Origin of the sequence: Clostridium sp. NSJ-49, assembly GCF_014287725.1 — a bacterium.
In the GTDB taxonomy this organism is placed as follows: Bacteria; Bacillota; Clostridia; order Clostridiales; family Clostridiaceae; genus Clostridium; species Clostridium disporicum_B.
Window position 1 is genome coordinate 1 of record NZ_JACOOP010000019.1, and the last position, 21,258, is coordinate 21,258.

General features: G+C 30.0%; 18 protein-coding genes. 15 read left to right on the plus strand and 3 right to left on the minus strand.

From position 1 onward, the window contains the following. A partial coding sequence (locus H8S10_RS08435; protein ID WP_347707662.1) for an IS1 family transposase occupies positions 1 to 102 on the minus strand: 102 nt, incomplete at its 3' end. A 125-nt stretch (positions 103 to 227) separates the two neighbouring features. Here H8S10_RS08435 and H8S10_RS08440 point away from each other — a divergent pair. The 3 genes from H8S10_RS08440 to H8S10_RS08450 are packed head-to-tail and all read left to right on the plus strand — an operon-like array spanning position 228 to position 3,054. Next, entirely contained in the window at positions 228 to 1,256 is a 1,029-nt protein-coding gene (locus H8S10_RS08440) for a C4-dicarboxylate TRAP transporter substrate-binding protein (RefSeq protein ID WP_055264520.1), read from the plus strand. Positions 1,257 to 1,266: 10 nt separating this feature from the next. Beyond that, entirely contained in the window at positions 1,267 to 1,758 is a 492-nt protein-coding gene (locus H8S10_RS08445; protein ID WP_186838566.1) for a TRAP transporter small permease, read from the plus strand. 12 nt (positions 1,759 to 1,770) lie between these two features. Further along, entirely contained in the window at positions 1,771 to 3,054 is a 1,284-nt protein-coding gene (locus tag H8S10_RS08450; RefSeq protein ID WP_186838567.1) for a TRAP transporter large permease, read from the plus strand. A 169-nt stretch (positions 3,055 to 3,223) separates the two neighbouring features. Here the strand turns inward: H8S10_RS08450 and H8S10_RS08455 are convergent, their stop codons facing one another. Next, a complete protein-coding gene (locus H8S10_RS08455; RefSeq protein WP_055264515.1) occupies positions 3,224 to 4,102 on the minus strand; it encodes a LysR family transcriptional regulator in 879 nt (292 codons plus the stop codon). 184 nt (positions 4,103 to 4,286) lie between these two features. Between H8S10_RS08455 and H8S10_RS08460 the strand changes: the two genes are divergently transcribed. From H8S10_RS08460 to H8S10_RS08475, 4 genes are read left to right on the plus strand one after another with little or no spacing between them, the layout of a single operon-like run. Beyond that, positions 4,287 to 5,756, plus strand: coding sequence for a DASS family sodium-coupled anion symporter (locus H8S10_RS08460; protein ID WP_186838568.1), 1,470 nt, complete (start codon positions 4,287 to 4,289; stop codon positions 5,754 to 5,756). A 35-nt stretch (positions 5,757 to 5,791) separates the two neighbouring features. After that, positions 5,792 to 6,517: a hypothetical protein gene (locus tag H8S10_RS08465; RefSeq protein WP_186838569.1), complete on the plus strand. Its 726-nt coding sequence runs from the start codon at positions 5,792 to 5,794 to the stop codon at positions 6,515 to 6,517. Position 6,518: 1 nt separating this feature from the next. Beyond that, positions 6,519 to 7,763 carry a 2,3-bisphosphoglycerate-independent phosphoglycerate mutase gene (gene apgM / locus H8S10_RS08470; RefSeq protein ID WP_055264511.1) on the plus strand — a complete coding sequence of 415 codons (1,245 nt, stop codon included), beginning with the start codon at positions 6,519 to 6,521 and terminating at the stop codon, positions 7,761 to 7,763. 23 nt (positions 7,764 to 7,786) lie between these two features. Next, the gene (locus H8S10_RS08475) at positions 7,787 to 9,043 is read left to right on the plus strand and encodes an MBL fold metallo-hydrolase (protein WP_186838570.1); all 1,257 of its coding nucleotides are present in this window, start codon (positions 7,787 to 7,789) and stop codon (positions 9,041 to 9,043) included. Positions 9,044 to 9,144: 101 nt separating this feature from the next. Here H8S10_RS08475 and H8S10_RS08480 read toward each other — a convergent pair whose 3' ends face one another. Continuing rightward, positions 9,145 to 10,077, minus strand: coding sequence for a helix-turn-helix domain-containing protein (locus H8S10_RS08480; protein WP_055264507.1), 933 nt, complete (start codon positions 10,075 to 10,077; stop codon positions 9,145 to 9,147). 189 nt (positions 10,078 to 10,266) lie between these two features. Between H8S10_RS08480 and H8S10_RS08485 the strand changes: the two genes are divergently transcribed. The 8 genes from H8S10_RS08485 to H8S10_RS08520 all read left to right on the plus strand — a co-directional run bounded on the left by H8S10_RS08485 (position 10,267) and on the right by H8S10_RS08520 (position 21,252). Then, positions 10,267 to 12,081, plus strand: a complete 1,815-nt coding sequence (locus tag H8S10_RS08485) for a sugar-binding domain-containing protein (RefSeq protein WP_186838571.1) — start codon at positions 10,267 to 10,269, stop codon at positions 12,079 to 12,081. A gap of 37 nt (positions 12,082 to 12,118) precedes the next feature. Next, complete coding sequence (locus H8S10_RS08490; protein WP_186838572.1) at positions 12,119 to 13,159, plus strand: aldose epimerase family protein; 1,041 nt, start codon at positions 12,119 to 12,121, stop codon at positions 13,157 to 13,159. 215 nt (positions 13,160 to 13,374) lie between these two features. Beyond that, entirely contained in the window at positions 13,375 to 14,019 is a 645-nt protein-coding gene (locus tag H8S10_RS08495) for a pentapeptide repeat-containing protein (protein ID WP_186838573.1), read from the plus strand. A gap of 150 nt (positions 14,020 to 14,169) precedes the next feature. After that, positions 14,170 to 15,936: a DNA helicase RecQ gene (recQ, locus tag H8S10_RS08500; RefSeq protein ID WP_186838574.1), complete on the plus strand. Its 1,767-nt coding sequence runs from the start codon at positions 14,170 to 14,172 to the stop codon at positions 15,934 to 15,936. Positions 15,937 to 16,098: 162 nt separating this feature from the next. After that, the gene (locus tag H8S10_RS08505; RefSeq protein WP_055264497.1) at positions 16,099 to 18,021 is read left to right on the plus strand and encodes a PrkA family serine protein kinase; all 1,923 of its coding nucleotides are present in this window, start codon (positions 16,099 to 16,101) and stop codon (positions 18,019 to 18,021) included. A 5-nt stretch (positions 18,022 to 18,026) separates the two neighbouring features. After that, positions 18,027 to 19,211 carry a sporulation protein YhbH gene (gene yhbH / locus H8S10_RS08510; RefSeq protein ID WP_055264550.1) on the plus strand — a complete coding sequence of 395 codons (1,185 nt, stop codon included), beginning with the start codon at positions 18,027 to 18,029 and terminating at the stop codon, positions 19,209 to 19,211. Then, complete coding sequence (locus H8S10_RS08515; RefSeq protein WP_186838575.1) at positions 19,201 to 20,571, plus strand: SpoVR family protein; 1,371 nt, start codon at positions 19,201 to 19,203, stop codon at positions 20,569 to 20,571. The genes yhbH and H8S10_RS08515 overlap by 11 nt, the downstream gene beginning before the upstream one ends. Positions 20,572 to 20,709: 138 nt before the next feature. Next, positions 20,710 to 21,252 carry a rubrerythrin family protein gene (locus H8S10_RS08520; protein WP_186838576.1) on the plus strand — a complete coding sequence of 181 codons (543 nt, stop codon included), beginning with the start codon at positions 20,710 to 20,712 and terminating at the stop codon, positions 21,250 to 21,252. Positions 21,253 to 21,258 lie beyond the last annotated feature (6 nt).

Sequence of the window (21,258 nt, forward strand, 5' to 3'; positions counted from 1 at the left end):
ACACTGCTTACATTGATACTTTTGTTTAGCCTGCTTATTCATACCAAACTTGTATAGTTTATCAGAATTACAGCGTGGGCATTTTATATTAGTTTTGCTCATTGTTCTTCTCTCCTTTTCGAAGGGGGTATTATTTAGTCTTGCAAACCTATTGTATTTCCTTGGGTTGAGAAGAGCAATGTTCATATAACTTAACAGATCGAATTATTAGCTTAGGGGGAAACAAAATGAAAAAATGGGGGAGCATAGGGAGACGGGTTGTATTATCAAGCATCTCAGTATTGATGATGTTAAATCTAGCTGCTTGTGGAAACAAAAACATTAATGATGAAGACTACAAATTAACTTTAAGACTAAGCCACGTATTCTCACCAGATGAACAGTTAACAAAAACTATGGATTTGATAGCTGAAAGAATTTATGAGAAGACAGATGGAGCTATTGAAATTTTAACATTTCCACAAGGGCAATTAGCTACATATAAAGATGGCCTTGAATATGTTGTCCGTGGAGCACATTTTATATCTGTTGAAGATCCATCATATTTAGGAGATTATGTTCCAGACTTTAAAGCTTTAGTAGGACCTATGCTTTATACTTCTTTTGAGGAATATAGTGAGATGATACAAACAGAGCTTGTGCAAGATATGATAAAAAAGGCTGAAGAAAAGGGGATAAAGATATTAGGTCTTGATTATATTTTTGGTTTTAGAAACTTAATGACTAATAAAGTTATTGAAACTCCAGCAGACCTTAAGGGAGTTAAGCTTCGTACACCTGGAAGTAAGTTATTTATTGATTCAATAAATGCCATGGGAGCAACTGCAACATCCCTAACTTTCGGGGAAACAATATCAGCAGTACAACAAGGGGTTGTTGATGGATTAGAAGGCTCAGAGTTTTCTAATATAGGAACTAAATGTTATGAGGTTGTAAAGAATGTTGCATTAACTAAGCATTTTCTAGGAACTTGTGGAGCTTATATAAACTTAGATCTTTTTAATAGTATTCCAGAAAAATACCGTAATATTATAGAAGAAGAGTTTGCTTATGGAGCACAGGAAATGATAGAGATAATGAATGAATCATATGAGCAGACCGTAGCAGATCTTGAATCTTTTGGCGTTCAATTTAATGAAGTGGATACTGAAGCATTTTCAGAAGTAACTAAGGTCGTTTATGAAAATATGGATGGAGTAACTCCTGGTATTTACGATATGCTTCAAGAAGAATTAAAAAAGATGAGAGATAACTAAGGGGGAAACTATGAAAGAACAATCTTTATTCAAACGTATATTGAGTAATTTTGAAGAAATTATTGCTGGTACTTTTATAATGATAACAACTGTGCTTGTTGTTATAAATGTATTTTTGAGATACTTTATGAAAACAGGTTTATATTGGTCTGAAGAGGTAGCAACTATATGTTTTGTATGGAGCGTATTCATTGGTGCAGCAGCTTCATATAAAAGAGGGCAACATATAGGTGTAGATATAATTGTAAACAAGCTACCAAAGACAATTAGAAATATAGTCATAATTTTAGTAGATTTAATATTAATACTTTTAAATGGATATATTACTTACATTGGAATTATTTATATAAGTCGTTCGTATATTAAACCTACAGCAGTACTTGGAATTTCGTCTGCATATGTTTCTTCATCATTAGTTATTGGATTTGCATTGATGACAATGTACTCGATAATCTTTTTGGTAAGAGATTTTAAAAAGATTAAAGAAGAAAATAATTCATAGGAGGAAAGTATTATGGCATTTTTACCGATATTAATAGTATTCTTATTATATTTCACAGGAATACCAATAGCTTATGCTTTATTTGGAGCAACTCTTAGTTATTTTACATTCCTAGACCACGGAGCACCTGTTGATTTAATATTACAAAAGTTTATAACTAGTGCACAGTCATTTCCATTGTTAGCAATTCCCTTCTTTATATTAGCTGGGTCTATAATGAACTATGCTGGAATCAGTGGAAAGCTTATGAAGTTTGCTGAAGTTTTAACTGGGCATATGAAAGGTGGATTAGGACAAGTTAATGTTCTTTTGAGCGTATTAATGGGAGGGGTATCTGGTTCAGCAAATGCTGATGCAGCTATGCAGTGTAAGATGCTTGTTCCAGAAATGGAGAAGAGAGGGTATAAAAAAGCTACTGCAGCTGCTATCACAGCGGCATCATCAGCGGTAACTCCAGTAATACCTCCGGGAATAAACTTAATAGTTTATGCTTTAATAGCAAGTGTATCAGTTGGTAAGATGTTTATGGCTGGATACATTCCAGGAATTTTAATGGCTGTAGCATTAATGATTACAGTTAATATAATTGCAAAAAAGAGAGGGTACATGCCAACCCGTGAAAAGTGTGCTACTCTTGGAGAAATAGCAAGACAAGCCTTAGATTCTATATGGGCTTTATTATTTCCTTTTGGAATTATAGCTGGACTTAGAATGGGAGTATTTACTCCATCAGAAGCAGGGGCTGTAGCTGTAGTTTACTGTATTATAGTAGGAGTATTTATTTATAGGAATTTAAAGGTTTCTCATATTCCAGCAATAATAAAGGAAACAGTTTATGGAACAAGTACGGTTGTATTAATAATTATTGCAGCATCTGTATTTGGGTACTATATGACATGGCAAATGATTCCTCAACAATTGACAGGTTTATTATTAGGAATAACAAGTAATAAATATTTAATGTTACTTTTAATCAATATATTATTATTACTTTTAGGTATGTTCCTAGAAGGTGGAGCAGCATTAATAATAATTGCACCTCTTTTAGTGCCGGTAGTTACTAAGCTAGGGGTAGACCCAATACACTTTGGTCTTATAGCTATAGTTAATATCATGATTGGAGGAATCACACCACCATTCGGCTCTATGATGTTCACCTGCTGTTCAATGACAGATTGTAAGTTAGAAGATTTCATACGGGAGTCCATACCATTTATTATAGCAATGCTGATATCGTTGCTATTAATAACATATATACCGCAGATATCATTGTTACTACCTAATTTATTGTATTAAAACTAAGTATATTAATTTAAGAAATTTGGCTGCTGATAGTATTTATGAGTAAATTTAATTAATCTTATATTTAAAGTTTCATGATGTGATTTCAGAAAATGATAGTATAGTAAGCTATAAAATTTAATAATAAAAAGAGTATTGATGGAATGTCAATACTCTTTTGTTTTTATAGCGACTGTATGAAATTTCTCTCCATTGAAGTGAAACGCTTATTTTTTTTGTAAGCAATAAACAATTTTCTAGTAAAGGTTAAATCTTTTATAGGGACTTCCACTAATAATTTATGATTGAGTTCAGTAATAATTGCCTCTTTAGGAATTATAGAAATACCATGACCACTTAGGATAGACTGTTTTATCCCTTCAATATTATACAAATTATTGATATTAGTAAGAACTATACCTTTTGAATAAAGTTGCTTTTCTATAAAGTTTCTAACAGCAGAATTAGGTTGGGATACTAAAAAGGTTTCATTCTTTAACTCATCTAAATTAATGTATTGTCTTTTAGCCCAAGGATGATTATATGGTACTGCAAGTATAAGTTCATCATCTCTAAAAAATTCCGTTTCTATATCGGGATAATCATTAAGTAAATTAGATTCAGATATAAAAGCAAATGAGAATTTATTAAATTGAAGCATTTTTAAAATATTAGGTATAAAATCAATTGTAAAAGAAAGTGATGCTTCAGCATTAGCTTCTTTAAATCTACTTATTTTAGGCGTTATTATATGTACTCCAATAAAATTAGTTGCCCCAAAGGAAATCACAGGAGAAAGAGAACTGTTGATTTCTATAATTTCTCTATTCATTTCAGCAATTTCATCTAAAATTCTTTGTGCATATTTATAGACTATTTGTCCATTTGAATTTAATGTTATCTTTTTACCATCACGATCAAAGAGTGAGAAACCGATTTCTTTTTCGAGAGATTTAATCTGTTTTGAGATGGCAGGCTGACTACAGAATAATTCTTCAGATGCTTTAGAGAAACTGTCATATTCTACTACCTTACAGAAACTTTTTAGTTTTTCTATGTTCATAAATATATCTCCTAAATTCATTAATAATTATTTATTATAACAAAAAGTTATAAGGTGAGTAAATAATGGAATTAGACTAGAATACGATTTCTTAATATAATCTTAAAGGAATAATATTAAATTTTACATTTAAATTTAAATTAATTCCATAACTAAAAAGTTATATAAAATTTGGGAGGATATTATGAAGACTACATCTGTATCGAAATCATCTAGTACAAAACGTGACTGGATGAAAATTTTAGGGATTCCAGTGGCGTTACTTGTTTTTGGTTTAATAATAACAATGAAGACGCCTGTTGGAATGACTTTCCAAGGGAAGACTGCTTTAGCAACATTCCTTATGGCACTAGTACTTTGGGTTTCACAAGCAATTCCTACATATGCTTCAGCTTTATTAGTTGTTGTTATATTAGCACTTACTGGTGGCTGGGATCAAAGTTCAATATTTAGTGTTTTAGGTTATGACGTTATTTGGTTAATGTTATCGGCATTTGTTATCACTTCAGGGATGGAAAAGTCAGGATTTGCAAAGCGTTTAGCATTATTCGTAGTTTCTAAATTTGGTAAAACTGCAAAAGGTGCACTTTTATCATTAATATTTGTTAATTTCTTATTAGCATTTGTAATTCCATCAACTACAGCTCGTGCTGCATTATTATTACCAATCACTATGATGATTTGTAAAATATACAATGCTGTACCAGGTGAAAGTAATTTTGGACGTCAAATGATGCTTCAAGAAATACATGTTAACAATATAGCTACTTCTGGTATATTAACTGCAACAGCAGCTCAAATAATGGCGGCTGGATACATAAAGGATTTAGCAGGAATAGAAGTAACATGGGGTAAATGGTTTATAGCAGGTATGCCTATAGCTATTTTAACTATGATTGCTTCATTCGTAATAGCTCAAGTTTTATTCCCATTAGAAATAAAAAAACCATCTTTAAGTACAGAAAGCGGACAAGAAAAATCTCTTGCTGAGCAATATAAAGATCTAGGTAAAATGTCTAAGAATGAAATAAAAGCACTTATTATATTCGCTATTACAGTATTCTTATGGTGTACTGATGGATACCATGCAAACATATTTGGAGTTCAAATAAGCTTAGCAATGGTAGCTGTTGTTTCAGCAGTATTATTCTACTTACCATATATAGGATTCCTTAACTGGAAAGAGACTAAGATTCCATGGGAATTAATGATATTTTCTTGTGGAGCTTATGCTGGTGGACTAGCATTAGATAAATCAGGTGTTGCGGCATTCTTATTAAATAAGGTATTTGGTACTCTTGATTTATCAGGAATGAATCCATTTATTTTATTCATGATAGTTATGTTTGTAGCGAGTTTCAGCCATATGGTATTTACAAGTAAAACAGTTAGAACAGTTATATTAATTCCAACTACTATTACTTTAGCAACTGCGGCTGGTGTTAATCCATTATTATTTGCACTTCCTGCATCATTAACTATTTGTGATAGTATAACTCTTCCACCACACTGTAAACCAAACTTAATATTCTATAGTACAAATTACTTTACTATCAGTAATCAATTAGTATATGGATTATTAGTTTTAACAGCTAAGTGGTTAATTATGGGAGTATGTTACTTCACATGGTTCCGTATTATAGGTCTTGTTTAATAAAAAAACAAAGAAATGAGATAAGGAGAACATTTATGAATAAATATATTAGCAAATTCATGGTAACGCTTGCTGTAGCTGTAGCAGCTATATCATATCCAGTTGTTGCGGAAGCTTCAGTTGAAACTTTCACTATTAGTAAATATAGCGAGTCATTTGTACCAGCAGAAAATAGTGATGCTATTTTAAATATAGAAATGACTGCTAAAACTTCTGATGAAGGTATAGTGTATATTCCAGTAAGTGTAGAAGATTCAGAACTAATAAATGCTTCTATAGATGGACAAGCAGTTGATGGAGAACTTACTAAAGTAGGTAGTGTTTCATACTTTACATTAAACTCAGAAATGCCAGAAACAGAAGTAAATGTTATAGCTGAAGTTATCTGTAAGGATTTTTATGCAGTTGAGAATGATGATCCAGAAACCGGTATACCAACAGCTTTAATGGAATACAAGTTTACTAACAAGAGCTCAAATAAAATAGAATCTTATAATTTAACTATAGCCCTTCCTAATGGAATGGAGCCAATAAGTGTTATGACTCCAAGTAATGTAACAAAGTATACATTAAGTGAGAATGAAGCAGGACAAAGAACACTTTCTTTAAATGGCGGAGTTGCAGTAGCTGGAAGCTCAACTTTTAAGTTTACTTTTGGGAAACCATTTACAAATAGCACAGTAGCAGTAGTTGCTATATGGGTAGTTGTAATAGGAATTTCAGCATTCGTAATAAAGGAAAGATTAAAGGAGGCGAAGTAAAATGGGGAAGGCTAAAGGAATTTATCTTATAGCTGACGGTTTAGGAGATCGCCCTATAGCAGAATTAAATGGATTAACACCATTAGAGTATGCTAATACGCCAACTATGGATTTATTATGTAAAGAAGGTATGACAGGACTGGTACATCCATACCGTCCAGGGTGCCGTGTAGGAACAGACTGGGGGCACATATGTCTTTTTGGATATAATCCAGATGAACATTATACTGGCCGTGGAGCTGTTGAAGCTTATAGTGCTGGATTAGAAATGAAAAAAGGTGATGTTGCTTTCCGTGGAAATTTAGGAACTGTAGATGATGATTTAGTAGTTATAGACAGAAGAGCAGGACGTATTAAAGATAAAGAAGATATAAAAGCATTAATAGAAGCTGTTGATGGATATGAAGTTGATGGATGTACGTTTAAGATTCTTTCACTTACAGAACATAGAGTAGCTGTAGTTATGAGTGGAGAAGACTTAGATTGGCATATAGTTGATACTGATCCAGGAACAGCTTGTGAAGGAAGCAAGATGATATGTCCTATACAAGAAAATAACTATCAAAAGAGTGCAGAAGCGCTTTGGAAGTTCCAACTACACGTAAAAGAGGTTTGGGATAAACATCCTGTAAATATAGAAAGAGAAAAGAAGGGCTTACACAAAGCAAACTTTATAATAACAAGAGGAGCAGCTGCTGCAATGGTACTGCCTCCGATTGAAAGTATATTCCCTAAAGTAAAGGTTAGTGTAATTGCTGGAGATGAAACTATAACTGGTATAGGAAAGATGTGTAACTTCGACTATGCAACAGATGAAAGCTTTACTGGAGGATTTGATACAAATTACTTAGGAAAAGCACAGAAGGTTCTTGATGAACTTGAAAATCATGATTTAGTTATAGTTCATATTAAGGGAACAGACCTTTGCGGGCATGATAATGAACCATTAAAGAAAGCTAAAATAGTTGAACAGATAGATGCTATGTTTACTTATTGGTTAACTAAAATAGATAAGGATAATACTTATTTAGCTTTAGCAGCAGACCATTCAACACCATGTCATGTTAGAGATCACAGTGCAGATCCAGTACCTGCATTTTTATGGGGACCTAATGTTAGGGTTGATGAATGTACTTCATGTGGTGAAAGAGCAATAGCAAAAGGTATCATAAATGGATATACTGGTGCACAATTTATGAGTACAATAATGGATTACTTAGGGCATACAAAGAAATATGGAGCTTAAGTTGAGAAAAGCGGGAGGAAACGATGATTAAATTATATTCATTAGGCGGTAGTGGTGAAAATGGACGTAACTGCTATGCTATTGAATGGTCAGAAGGTGTCATTTTATTAGACTGTGGTGTAAAAAGAGAGATTAATGAAAATGGTGTAGGTGATTATCCTGTTTTAACAAAGGAATTAGTATCTAAACTAAGATTTGTATTATTATCTCATGCACATGAAGATCATAGTGCTTCACTGCCTTTAATATATAGTATGGGATATAGAGGTAAAGTATATGCTTCGAGCCCAACAGCAAATTCAACACCAAACTTTATGAATAAGTGGAAAAACTTTGTTAAAGAAAATAATGGAGTAATTCCATTTAGTGAAGAAGATATAACAAAGGTTGAATTTGAAACACTTAATATAGGATTAAATAATATTGACGGCGTAGAGATAACAGTTGGACGTAGTGGGCACGTTGTAGGTGGGATATGGTTTATAGTAAATGTCGAAGGAAAGAAGATATTCTATTCTGGAGACATAGTATCAGAACCTATGCTTCTACATAATGATAAACCACATGAAGTTGATGCAGCAATTCTTAATTGTGCCTATGCAGGAAAGATACTTAAGCAATCTCAGCAGTATGAAATATTATTAAATTCAGTTAAAGAAACTTTATCAATAGGGGGAAAGGCTGTGTTACCATTACCTCCAAATGGACGTGGATGTGATATATATAAATTCCTTTGTGAAAATATAAAAGACATGCCATTATATGTTGATAAAGAAATAATAGATAATTATAAAAAATTATCAGATATGACAGATTGGGTTAAGAATATAGAGGGAAGCTTAGACTCTGGAAATGTTGTATGTATTGATACAATGGAAGATAGAGAAGAAGTATGTTTAAAAGATGAGCCATCTGTGATATTAACTCAAGACGGAATGCTTACAGCAGTTCAGGGAAAATACTATTTTGAACGTCTTAAAGAAGACAGTAGAAATAAAGTTATAATTACAGGACATGCAGCAAAGGGAACTATAGGTGCTGAAATATTTAATGATGAATATTGTAAAAACAATTTAGTAAAATTACAAAAAGGCCATGTAATTTTTAAAGTTCACTTTGATGATGTAGATGTAGTTGAGTTTAATGAATATCTAAAAGCTAAAACAATAATCCTTTTCCATTCAAATAAAGATAAAACAGTTAATGTTATATCAAATTTAGCTAATACTGGAGTTAGTGCGATGTGTCTTTCTCCTGGTGAAAGTTATAATTTAAACTAACTTGAGAAAATATACTATAGAATTATTTTATTATTACTACACCCTAGTAAGAGTTTACTAGGGTGTATATTTTTGAAAATATTATGTAAAAAACAATAGGGTTACTTGTTATAATGACATTTAACTTTAATATTTTGATCAAAATTACCAAAGTTTTTTCCAAAGATATTTATACCACCCGGATTATGGGTATCAGCAGGGCATTCTATTTTAAATAATAGGGCATCATTATCTTCTTTTAAAAATTCACTTAAAGGTGTTGAAGAAAGTTTAATACCATCTAGATATACTCCAGTATTATTTATTTTAATTGTTTTTAGTAAACCATATTCACTTCCAAGATTCCACCAATTAGGTGTAAACACACCTTTTCTATCACCAAAATCACCAGGACTTATCCATTTTCCTAAAGGAATGTTATTTAAGTAAAAATAAATATCCGACTTAAAAGAGTTGTTATATCCAGGGAATTCAGAACAAATCTCTAGAGAAATTTCCATCTCAACTAAGTTGTTGAAATTAATATCATAAGTAGGTATAGGATATTCTAAATATCCAGATGTAAACCATATTAAAGATAAGTCAATTCTATTAGGTGCAGCAAAATATCTAGGATCATCTAAAACTCCAAATAATTTATCTTTTAATGATAAGCCACAAGGTGGAGATATTTTGAAAGAAGAATAAGCTCCAATAGGAATATCTATTTCAATAAAGTTTTTATTAATCTCTTCATAATTATTATTTAATATAATTTGGACTTCATTAGTTTTTATTTTACATAATTTAAGTAATCCTCTTACTCCAGGTTGAGAGTATGACTCTATAATATCAACTTCTTCTAATATGTTTATATGTTTTGTAACTACAGCAGATGAAATATTAAGAGCAGAGCTTAATTCTTTAATTGACATTTCTTTATTTTGAAGTAAAGATATAATTTTTAACCTTGTATCACTAGCAAGTGCTTGGAAAAAAGGTAAGTTTTTATTTAAAGCTTTAATGTATTTTTTTTCAACATAGCGATTATCCATGCAAACAGTCCTCCATTTCATATAGTTATTATAGCATAAAGATTTATCTGTATTATTAAATAAAGCAGCATTAGAAAACGTTGACAAAAGATAGTAAATTAAATATATTTATATTATAAAAAGTAACTAAAAAGTTAATAGAATAACTAAAAGATTAATTAAATATGTGTAAGAATTCATAGTTGATTAATGTTTAAGCTAATCTTATTGGGATGGGAGAGGATTATTATTTTAGATAAGCTACATTATCCAAGACCTCAATTTGTAAGAGAAAATTGGATTGATTTAAATGGAGAATGGAAATTTGCATTTGATGATGAAAACGTAGGTGAGTTAGATGAACGTTTCATGGATGATACATTTTATAGTATGAAAATTAAAGTACCATATAGTTATCATACTAAGAATTCAGGAATTGAATTAAATGAAGATCATCAAATTGTATGGTATAAAAAAGAGTTAAAAATAGATATAAAAGCAAATAAGAGATATATATTAAATTTTGGAGCAGTAGATTATAAATGCGATATATGGATAAATAGAAATCATATGGCCACACATGTAGGAGGACATACTCCTTTTAGTTTGGATATTACAAGATATATTAAAGAAAATAACTCAGTAATTATAAGAGTTGAAGATAGAAATGAGTGCACTCAACCTATAGGTAAACAATCATGGAAAAAAGAAAATTTCTTATGTTGGTATACAAGAACAGTAGGTATATGGCAGCCAGTATGGATTGAAGAAGTAGGAGATACATATTTAACTGATGTTAAAATGACTCCACAGATAGATAATGCATCATTAGATTTAGATATAAGAATAAATCAAGATGATAAAACTGTAGATCTTTTTGGAGAAGTTTATTTTAAAGGAGAGTTTATAACTAGATTTGCGACTGCATTTAAATCCAAGAGAGCAAGATTAACTATAGATGTAAGTTCTGAAGATCCAGATTTTAGATTGAACTTCTGGACCCCAAATACGCCAAATCTTTATGATATAAAATTTAAATTATGTAGAAAAGAAGAAACACTGGATAAGATAGATAGTTATTTTGGTATGAGAAAAGTTGAATCTATAGGAAGAAAGATATACTTAAATAATCAAGAATTTTACCAAAAACTAATATTAGATCAAGGGTATTTTAAAGATGGTGGATTAACTGCTACACCAGAAGAATTAAAGGATGATGTATTAAAGATTAAAGAAATGGGCTTTAATGGAGCTAGAAAGCACCAGAAGATAGAAGATAATAGATATATGTACCTATGTGATACATTAGGTCTTGTTATGTGGGCAGAAATGCCAAGTACATTTGAATATAGTAATATAACAAATGAAAATGTGACAAAGGAATTATATTCTTTTATAGACAAGCATTATAATAATCCTTCAGTTATAGTCTATACACTTTTAAATGAATCATGGGGAATAAACGAAGTATATAGTGATAGAAAACAACAAAACTTTGTAAATGCCTTAGTTTACTTAATAAAATCTTTAGATAATAGTAGATTAGTAGTTGGTAATGATGGATGGGAACATACTATATCAGATATATTAACTATTCATGATTATAATTCAGATAAGGACACTATGGCCGAAAGTTACAAAAATATAGAGGAAGCAGCAAATGGTTCACCATCTAAGACTAGTACAAGAAAATGTTATAGTGAGGGCTATAAGTATAATAATGGGCCAATAATTATAAGTGAATATGGTGGGATTGCATACGATATTGATGAAAGTAATTCAGATAAATCGTGGGGATATGGAGAAAGATTACAAGATCAGAATTCTGTAATAAATAAGATAAATGAGCTAACTCAAGTTGTTATGGATATAGAAGACGTATGTGGGTTCTGTTATACACAACTTACTGATGTAGAACAAGAAGTAAATGGATTATTAGATCATAATCATAAATATAAGTTTGAACCTGATAAAATTAGAGAAATATTAGAGTATAAACACAACTTAGGATTTATTTTTAAGTAGAAATATTAGAAACAACATAATTTAGTGGGGGATAGTAATGAGAATAACAAAAAGAGAGTTTGGAATAACTAAAGAAGGTATCGCAGTACATGAGTTTAAGATTGAAAATCAAATAGGAGAGTATATTACAATATTAGATTATGGATGTACATTAACATCAATAAATGTATTAGACAAAAATGAAAATTTAGTAGATGTATGTCTAGGATATAAAACTTTAGAAGAATATGAAAATAATATATCGTATTTAGGAGCTATTATAGGAAGACATGCAAATAGAATAAAAGAAGGTAAATTTATTTTAAATGACACTAAATATGAATTAGCTATTAATAATGGACCTAATCATCTTCATGGAGGAAAAAAGGGATTTGATAGATATATTTGGGATCATATTATTAATGGAAATAGTATAACTTTTTTTAGAGTTTCAAAGCATTTAGAAGAGGGGTATCCAGGGAACCTTAGTATAGAAGTAAAATATGAATTTAATGATGAAGGTGAACTAATAATAAGCTATTATGCAACTACTGATAGAGAGACTATAGTTAACTTAACAAATCATTGTTATTTTAATTTAAATGGTGAAAATAAAGGTAATATATTAGGACATAAGTTAAAATTAAATGCAAGTAAGTATACTGAAAATGATGAGCATTGCTTACCAACAGGAAATATATTAAATGTAGAAGAATCTCCATTTGATTTTAGAGAAGGTAAAAAAATAGGAAGAGATATAAACGATGAAGACATTCAATTAAAGAATGGATTAGGATATGACCATAACTTTATATTAGACTCCGAAGAAAATATGAAGTATGTAGGAGAGCTTGAAGGAGATGAGAGTGGTATAGAAATGAAAATATATACTACATGTCCTGGAGTTCAGTTTTATAGTGGAAATGTATTAGATGGAGAGAACGGAAAGAGTAATACTGTTTATAATAAGAGAGCTGGATTATGTCTTGAAACTCAATATTTCCCAAACTCACTAGAGTGTTCAAATTTCCCATCAGTAATATTAAAAGAAGGAGAAAGTTTTAAAGAAAAGACTATATATAAATTTTCGACTAAATAAATCTAAAAAACTTACTAGATAAAAAAGTTAATACTAAAATTTAAAAAATATAAACTACCTCTTAAATAATTTTAAAATGTTTAATGGGTAGTTTATTTATTTAGAAGTATAAAAATAGTTATAATTTATATAATAAATATATTTTTAAAGAAAATTATAGATATTTGTTGTATTATTAATTTAATAAATATTTTGGTATTAAAGAGGAGAGTATTATGGCTAAGTTAATAAAAGTTCAAAAGCCTAAGTTTATAGATGATTTTGAAGAAATTGAAGATATATACGATGAAATGATTTATGAAGAAAAGATTCAAAATAAAATTATTGAAGATAGAGATATAAGAGAAAAAAATGATGTTGGAATTACTATTGATTCGTGTATATTTAGAAATGTAGCATTTGAAGATTGCGATTTTACTAGAATAGATTTATTAGATTCGAGATTTGAAAATTGTGATTTATCTAATGTATCTTTTTCTGGTGGAGGTTTACATAGAGTTGAATTTGTAAATTGCAAGCTTATGGGTGCTAATTTTTCAGAGTGTTCTATTAAAGATGCAACTTTCCAAAATGTAATGGGAGGTTATGCAACATTCTCTTTTAGTAAAATAAAGAATGTAAACTTTATTGAATCTAATTTAAAAGAAGCAGTATTTCAAGAAGTAAAACTGGATAAAGTAGTTTTTGAAGAATGTGATTTAACTAATGGATATTTTAATAAAACATTCTTAGGAAAACAAGATTTTACAAGTTGTGATATTGAAGGAATAGATGTCGATATAGAAAATATATATGGAGCTACAGTAACAGCAATGCAAGGATTAGACTTAACAAGATTAATGGGACTTAAAATCAAGTAATAAATATCATTTCAACTATAATAATTTATTACTTAATTTGAGGTGATTCTATACTAAAGGAAAAAAATCTGTTGAACAGATTTTAAAATATAAAGTAAGAAACTATTAACTATAAACTTTTAACTCTTAACTAAAGAAAGGGGTGATGATATGAATGTTGTATTTGAGGCTTTAAAAAGGTATTACGGTTATAGTTCTTTTAGGGAAGGGCAGTATGAGATAATTACTAATATTTTAAAGGGTAGAGATAGTTTTGGGGTTTTACCTACTGGTGGAGGAAAATCAATATGCTATCAGATACCAGCAGTTATATTTAAGGGTATGACAATAGTTATTTCACCTCTTATTGCACTTATGAAAGACCAAGTTGATAGTTTAGATTATAATGGAATACCGGCACAGTACATAAATAGTAGTCAAAGTTTAGAAGAGATAGATAACATAATTTTAAAGTGTAAAAGTGGAGAGGTAAAATTATTATATATAGCACCAGAGCGATTAGAAAATGATTTTTTTAAAAAGCAATTAAGAAGATTGAAGATAAGTCAAATAGCTATAGATGAAGCACATTGTGTATCTTTATGGGGGCATGATTTTAGAAAGAGCTATAGGGAAATAGCGCCATTTATAAATAGTTTACCTAATAGACCGGTAATAACGGCTTTTACAGCAACTGCAACAGAAGTAGTTAGAGAAGATATAATAAAGCTTTTAGATTTAAGAAATCCATATAAATATCTTGGTAGTTTTGATAGAGATAATCTTATTATAAGTGTACATATTGAAGAGGATAAATTAGAGTTTGTAAAAGATATTATACGAGAAAATGAAGATAATGCAGGGATAATTTATTGTGCTACAAGAAAAGAGGTAGATAATCTTTATTATTATCTTAAAGATTTAGGATATGAGGTAGGTAAATATCATGGAGGATTAAAAGATAATGAAAAGGTATATTATCAAGAGGAATTTCTTAAAGAAAATATAAATGTAATGATAGCTACTAATGCTTTTGGAATGGGAATAGATAAACCTAATGTAAGATATATCGTGCATTTTACTATTCCTAAAAATATAGAAAGTTATTATCAAGAAATAGGAAGAGCAGGAAGAGATGGTGATATTTCTAAATGTTATTTATTATTTAATAGAAGTGATATAAGAACTTTAGAATATTTAATTTATACTACAGCGTCTCTTAATAGAAAGGAAGTTGAGATATCGAAACTTCAAAGAATGATAGACCTTTGTGAAAGTAAAGAATGCTATAGGGCTTTTGTACTGAATTATTTTGGTGAGAAAAATGTAAGAGGTTATTGTAATAGCTGTAGTAATTGTTTAAATAATGAGGAGCTTAGAGATTATACAATAGAAGCTCAAAAGATACTTTCTTGTGTTTATAGAAGTAGGGAGAAGTATGGTATTTCTGTCTTAGTAGATGTATTAAGAGGAATGAGTGGGCCTAAAATAGCTAGTGATGGATTAAATAAATTAACTACTTATGGAATAATGAAAGATTATAGCAGTAAATTTATAAGAGATTTGATAAAAACTCTTTTAGAACTTGGCTATGTTGACTTAAAAGAAGGAACATATTCTATGCTAAAGCTTAACGATAAATCTTATAAGGTATTAAAATCAGGATTAAAGGTAATATGCAAACTAAGTGATGATTTAGAGGTTAAGATTTTAAACAAAGAATTATTTGATAGTCTTAGACTATGGAGAAAAGATAGAGCTATGAAAGAAGGAATTAAGCCATATATAATTTTTTCTGATTCAACATTAATAGAAATTACTAACAAACATCCTAAAAATAAAGAAGAGTTATTATCTATAAGAGGTATGGGTGAGAAGAAGTTTGAAAAGTATGGTGAAGAATTGTTAGATTTGATGAGGCACGAAAAGGTGCAATAAAATATTTTAAAAGAATTAAATAATAGATAAAAAAAGGTTAGGAATTGAGAAAATAATTCCTAACCTTTTTTTATTTAAATAATATGTAGTCATTTTAATATAAAAAATAGTCATATATATATTCAAGACAATAATATACTAAATTATAAAGGGGGAGTAGTTATGGATTTTAAGGAATTTATTCGTACAGATAGAGAAAGCAGAAATGGAGATAAGTTTGAAGGCACATTTCTAGATTACTTGGAAATACTAAGAGAAAATCCTGATGTAGCTAAGCTTGCTCATAAGAGAATATATGACACTATTATGAGTAAAGGAGTTGAAACTTTAAAGGGAGAAGAGAACCCTAGAATAAAGAAAATATACGGAAACGAAACCATAAAGAAATATGGATTCTTTAGAGATGAATTTTTTGGTATTGATAATGTAATTATGAAGATAGTAAATTACCTACATTCTGCATCAATGAAAGGTGAAGAATCTAGACAAGTATTATATCTTGTAGGTCCTGTTGGAGCAGGTAAATCTTCATTAGTAGAAGCTTTGAAAAATGCATTAGTTCAATGTGAACCTATATATGCAATCAAAGGTTGTCCAATGCATGAAGAACCTTTACACCTAGTGCCAAATCATTTAAGACCAAAATTTAACGAATTATTAGGTGTTCAAATTGAAGGAGACTTATGTCCAATATGTAAGTATAAATTATTGAATGAATATAATGGTGAATATGAGAATGTTCCAGTAGAAACAACAGGATTTTCTATTCGTTCAAGAAAAGGTATAGGGGTAGTACCACCTGTAGACCCTAATAACCAAGATACTTCAATACTTACTGGAGCTATAGATATCTCTAAGATGGATATTTATCCAGAAGATGACCCTAGAATATTCTCATTAAACGGTGCATTTAACGTTGGTAATAGAGGATTAGTTGAATTTATAGAAGTATTTAAAAATGATGTTGAATATCTTCATACTATAATAACAGCTACTCAAGAAAAATCTATACCATCACCTGGTAAAGGATCAATGATTTATTTTGATGGTCTTATAATAGCTCACTCTAATGAAGCTGAGTGGAATAGGTTTAAATCAGACCATACTAATGAAGCTATTTTAGACAGAATAGTTAAGGTAGAAGTACCTTACTGCTTAGAGCTTGCAGAAGAAGTGAAAATATATGAAAAGATATTAAATAAGAGTAACTTTAAAGCTCATATTGCACCACACACTATTGAAATTGCAGCAATGTTTGCTATACTTTCAAGATTAACTCCATCAGCTAAGGTTGACCCTATAACTAAGTTAAAGATTTATAATGGTGAAGATTTAGTTGAAAAAGGAACAACAAAACGAATTGATATTAGTGAACTTAGAGAAGAAGCTGGTCCTTATGAAGGAATGAAAGGTATCAGTACAAGATTTATAGTTAAAGCTATAGATAATGCTTTATCAAATTCAGAATATGATTGTATAAATCCGTTAAGCATAATGGAAAGCATAATAAAATCTATTAAGGAACTTGATATTGCAGCTGAAGATAAGAAGAGATATCTTGCATTTATTCAAGATACAATAAGAAAAGAATATAATAAGATTCTTGAAAAAGAAATTACTAAGGCATTTATACATTCATTTAGAGAACAAGCTGAAAGTTTATTCAATAATTATATAGATAATGCAGAAGCTTTTGTTAATAAGACAAAAATCAAAGATGCTTCAACTGGAGAGGAATTAAATCCAGATGAAGATTTTATGAGAAGCATAGAAGAGCAAATTGGAGTATCTGAAGCATCAGCTAAGGGCTTTAGAGCAGATGTAACATCATATATGTTCTACTTAGTTAGAAATGGATCAAAGATAGACTATACTTCTTATGAGCCATTAAAAGAAGCTATCGAAAAGAAACTTATGGCATCAGTAAAAGATTTATCAAGAATTATAACTAAGTCAAGAGTTAGAGATACTGAGCAAGCTGAAAAATACAACGCGATGGTAGAAGAAATGCAAAATAATGGATACTGCTTACACTGCTGTGATGTAATCTTAAAATATGCTGCCAATAATTTGTGGAAGGATTGATAGCTATGGCAATCTTTAGAGATAATAGCGATAATCCTATTGAACACGATAGAAGTATAGAAGATAGAAGAAGACACAGACAATTAGTAGAGAAGTCTATAAAAGAAAATATTGGCGACATATTATCAGAGGAAAGTATAGTAGGTGAAACTAAAAATAAGAAGTTTAAAATACCTATTAGAGGAATTAAAGAGTATCAATTTATTTTTGGTAAAAATAGTACTGGAGTAGCATCTGGTACTGGTGAAGAAAAAAGAGGGGATAAAGTCGGCTCAGCAGATGGTAGTGGAAAAAAAGGAAATAAAGGAGCAGGGCAAGGCGAAGGTGATGATATTTATGAAACAGAAATCACTATGGAAGAATTATTAGATTATATAGTAGAAGATTTAGACTTGCCTAATCTAGATAGAAAGAAGTTTTCAGAAGTTTTAACAGAAAGTGCTTCAAGGAAGCGTGGATATCAAAAGTACGGAATACGACCAAGGTTGGCAAAGAAAAAAACTGTTATGTCTAAGACAGCAAGAAAACAAGGTAAGAAGAGAGCTTTAATGGAAAGTGGTATAGATCAGGAGTTAGAAAGATTCCCATTTAGAGAAGATGATTTAAGGTATTACAAAGTTAAAAAGAAACCTAAAAAGGAAAGTAATGCAGTTTTAATATTTATAATGGACGTATCTGGGTCTATGGATACTACTAAAAAATATCTTGCAAGGTCATTCTTCTTTGTACTTTCTAGATTTATAAAAAGAAAATATAATAATATAGCTTTTGAGTTTATTTCACATACTACTGTGGCTAAGAACGTAAATGAATATGAATTTTTCCATAAAGCTGAATCAGGAGGAACTTATATATCTAGTGGATTAAATTTGGCATTAAAGATAATTGAAGAGAAGTATTCTCCAGAGGTATGGAATATATATCCTATATATGCTAGTGATGGTGATAACTGGTCAGAGGATAATGAAAGAGCAATAAATGCAGTTAAAAATTTATGTGAAATAAGTAATATGTTTGGATATGCTGAACTTTTACCATCAACTTATTCAACTACTATGTATTATCGTTTTAATAAAGAGATACATGAAAAGAACTTTGTATCTGTAATAATTAAGGAAAAGAAAAATCTTTGGGATGCTTTAAAGATAATGCTTAGTAAGGAGCTTAAGGAGGGAAACGATGGAGTATAATTTAAATGATTTACAAGAATGGAATGTAAAAATAGAAGAAAAAGCTAAAAGCTTTGGTTTAGACTATTATCCTCAAGAATTTGAGATAATTGGATATAATGAAATGATTGGATATGAGGCATACGTAGGTATGCCCTCTAAATATCCACATTGGAGCTATGGAAAAGCATACGAAAAAAACAAAACATTATATTCTCTTAATTTAACTGGATTACCATATGAGATGGTTATTAATTCAGACCCATGCTTAGCATATTTGATGAGAGAAAATTCATTGTTATTACAAATACTAACAATGGCACACGTATATGGTCATAATGATTTCTTTAAAAATAATAGATTATTTAAAGAAGGAACTAAGGCTTATTATACTTTAGAGATGTTTAAGCTAGATGCTGAAATAATAAGAGGATATGTTAATGATCCTAATATAGGATATGCAAAGGTAGAAAAGATATTAGATGCAGCTCATGCATTAAAGTTTCAAATACCAAGAGTAGTAGGTGTTAAGGAGTTAAGTCAGGAAGAAATAAAAGCTAATCTAATGAATGAGTATAATAGAAAGATTGAAGGTAGATATGTTTTAGACCAAGATGAAGAAATAGAACTTCCTGATTTAAATAAAATACCACTTGAACCTTGTGATGATGTTATAGGATTTATAATTAAATATGGATATCTAGAAGAATGGGAAAAGACTGTATTAAAAATAGTTAAGAGAGAAACTGAATATTTTATGCCACAAATAGAAACTAAGATAATGAATGAGGGATGGGCAAGCTATTGGCACTACACAATTTTAAACTCTTTGGAATTGCCAGAAGGACTTCATTTTGAATTCTTAAAAAGACATAATGATGTAATAGCGCCTATACTTGGTGGACTTAACCCTTATTATATGGGATTTAAGATATTCCAAGATATTGAAAAGAGATATGGAAGAGAAAAGCTTTTTGAGGTTAGAAGTCTAGAAAGAGATAATTCATTCTTAAGAAAATATTTAACACAAGATTTATGTAATGAATTGAATTTGTTCCAATATGCTAAAAAGAGCTTTGATTTTGTAATCGAAGAAGTTTCTGATGATGAAGGATGGAAGATTATAAGAGATACATTATCATCTACTTGTGGAGTAGGTGGAATACCATATATCAGAATTGTTGACTTAGACAGAAAAGATGGTACTTTAACATTAGAACATGTATTTGATGGAAGAGAACTAGAACTTTTATATGCTAAAGAGACATTAAAGTATTTATTTGATTTATGGGGAAGAAAAGTACTATTAAAGACAAAAACAAGGGAAGGTAAAAATATAGAAATCTTATGTGATAATGATAGAAAAGTTTATATCAATTAATGATAATGGATAATGGTAAATTAGAAATAAGAGAGCAGTTTGAATGAATTAAGTTCAAGCTGCTCTCTTATTTCTTAAAGGCACATATTAAATCCTTTTGAATATTTTAATAGTGTAAATATTTTTTAGGAGAAGACTATGGATTTAAAAGGAAGTAATACAGAAAAAAATCTTTATAGAACCTTTGCAGGGGAAAGTAGAGCAAATACTAAGTATACATTATTTGCTGAGAAGGCAAGACAAGAAGGATATCAATGGGTAGGAGAAATATTTGATAAGACAGCTAAAAATGAACTAGCTCATGCTAGGAGAGTATATGGACAATTCTTAAAAGATGTGAATTCTACTTGTGAGAATTTATTAGATGCTATTATGGGGGAAAACGAAGAATACAAGAATATTTATAAAAAGTTTGAAGATGAAGCAAGGAGAGAAGGGTTTAATGATATAGCTGATTTCTTTAAAGAATTGCAAGAAGTAGAAGAATCACATTCTGAACGATTTAAGAAGCTATATGACAAATTAGAAGATGGAACAATGTTTAGTGGAGCAAAAGAATCTAAGTGGTGTTGTATGAATTGTGGATATATACATGAAGGTACTGAAGCTCCGTTAATTTGTCCACTTTGCAAATATCCAAGGGCATATTTTAAACCATGCTGTGAAATTAAAGATGCATAGGAGGAA

What these genes read in the sequence shown, in the direction of transcription:
- H8S10_RS08440 (WP_055264520.1), top strand. Translation starts at nt 228, where the DNA reads ATGAAAAAATGGGGGAGCATAGGGAGACGGGTTGTATTATCAAGCATC.
- H8S10_RS08445 (WP_186838566.1), top strand. Translation starts at nt 1,267, where the DNA reads ATGAAAGAACAATCTTTATTCAAACGTATATTGAGTAATTTTGAAGAA.
- H8S10_RS08450 (WP_186838567.1), top strand. Translation starts at nt 1,771, where the DNA reads ATGGCATTTTTACCGATATTAATAGTATTCTTATTATATTTCACAGGA.
- H8S10_RS08455 (WP_055264515.1), bottom strand. Translation starts at nt 4,102, where the DNA reads ATGAACATAGAAAAACTAAAAAGTTTCTGTAAGGTAGTAGAATATGAC.
- H8S10_RS08460 (WP_186838568.1), top strand. Translation starts at nt 4,287, where the DNA reads ATGAAGACTACATCTGTATCGAAATCATCTAGTACAAAACGTGACTGG.
- H8S10_RS08465 (WP_186838569.1), top strand. Translation starts at nt 5,792, where the DNA reads ATGAATAAATATATTAGCAAATTCATGGTAACGCTTGCTGTAGCTGTA.
- apgM (WP_055264511.1), top strand. Translation starts at nt 6,519, where the DNA reads ATGGGGAAGGCTAAAGGAATTTATCTTATAGCTGACGGTTTAGGAGAT.
- H8S10_RS08475 (WP_186838570.1), top strand. Translation starts at nt 7,787, where the DNA reads ATGATTAAATTATATTCATTAGGCGGTAGTGGTGAAAATGGACGTAAC.
- H8S10_RS08480 (WP_055264507.1), bottom strand. Translation starts at nt 10,077, where the DNA reads ATGGATAATCGCTATGTTGAAAAAAAATACATTAAAGCTTTAAATAAA.
- H8S10_RS08485 (WP_186838571.1), top strand. Translation starts at nt 10,267, where the DNA reads ATGTTTAAGCTAATCTTATTGGGATGGGAGAGGATTATTATTTTAGAT.
- H8S10_RS08490 (WP_186838572.1), top strand. Translation starts at nt 12,119, where the DNA reads ATGAGAATAACAAAAAGAGAGTTTGGAATAACTAAAGAAGGTATCGCA.
- H8S10_RS08495 (WP_186838573.1), top strand. Translation starts at nt 13,375, where the DNA reads ATGGCTAAGTTAATAAAAGTTCAAAAGCCTAAGTTTATAGATGATTTT.
- recQ (WP_186838574.1), top strand. Translation starts at nt 14,170, where the DNA reads ATGAATGTTGTATTTGAGGCTTTAAAAAGGTATTACGGTTATAGTTCT.
- H8S10_RS08505 (WP_055264497.1), top strand. Translation starts at nt 16,099, where the DNA reads ATGGATTTTAAGGAATTTATTCGTACAGATAGAGAAAGCAGAAATGGA.
- yhbH (WP_055264550.1), top strand. Translation starts at nt 18,027, where the DNA reads ATGGCAATCTTTAGAGATAATAGCGATAATCCTATTGAACACGATAGA.
- H8S10_RS08515 (WP_186838575.1), top strand. Translation starts at nt 19,201, where the DNA reads ATGGAGTATAATTTAAATGATTTACAAGAATGGAATGTAAAAATAGAA.
- H8S10_RS08520 (WP_186838576.1), top strand. Translation starts at nt 20,710, where the DNA reads ATGGATTTAAAAGGAAGTAATACAGAAAAAAATCTTTATAGAACCTTT.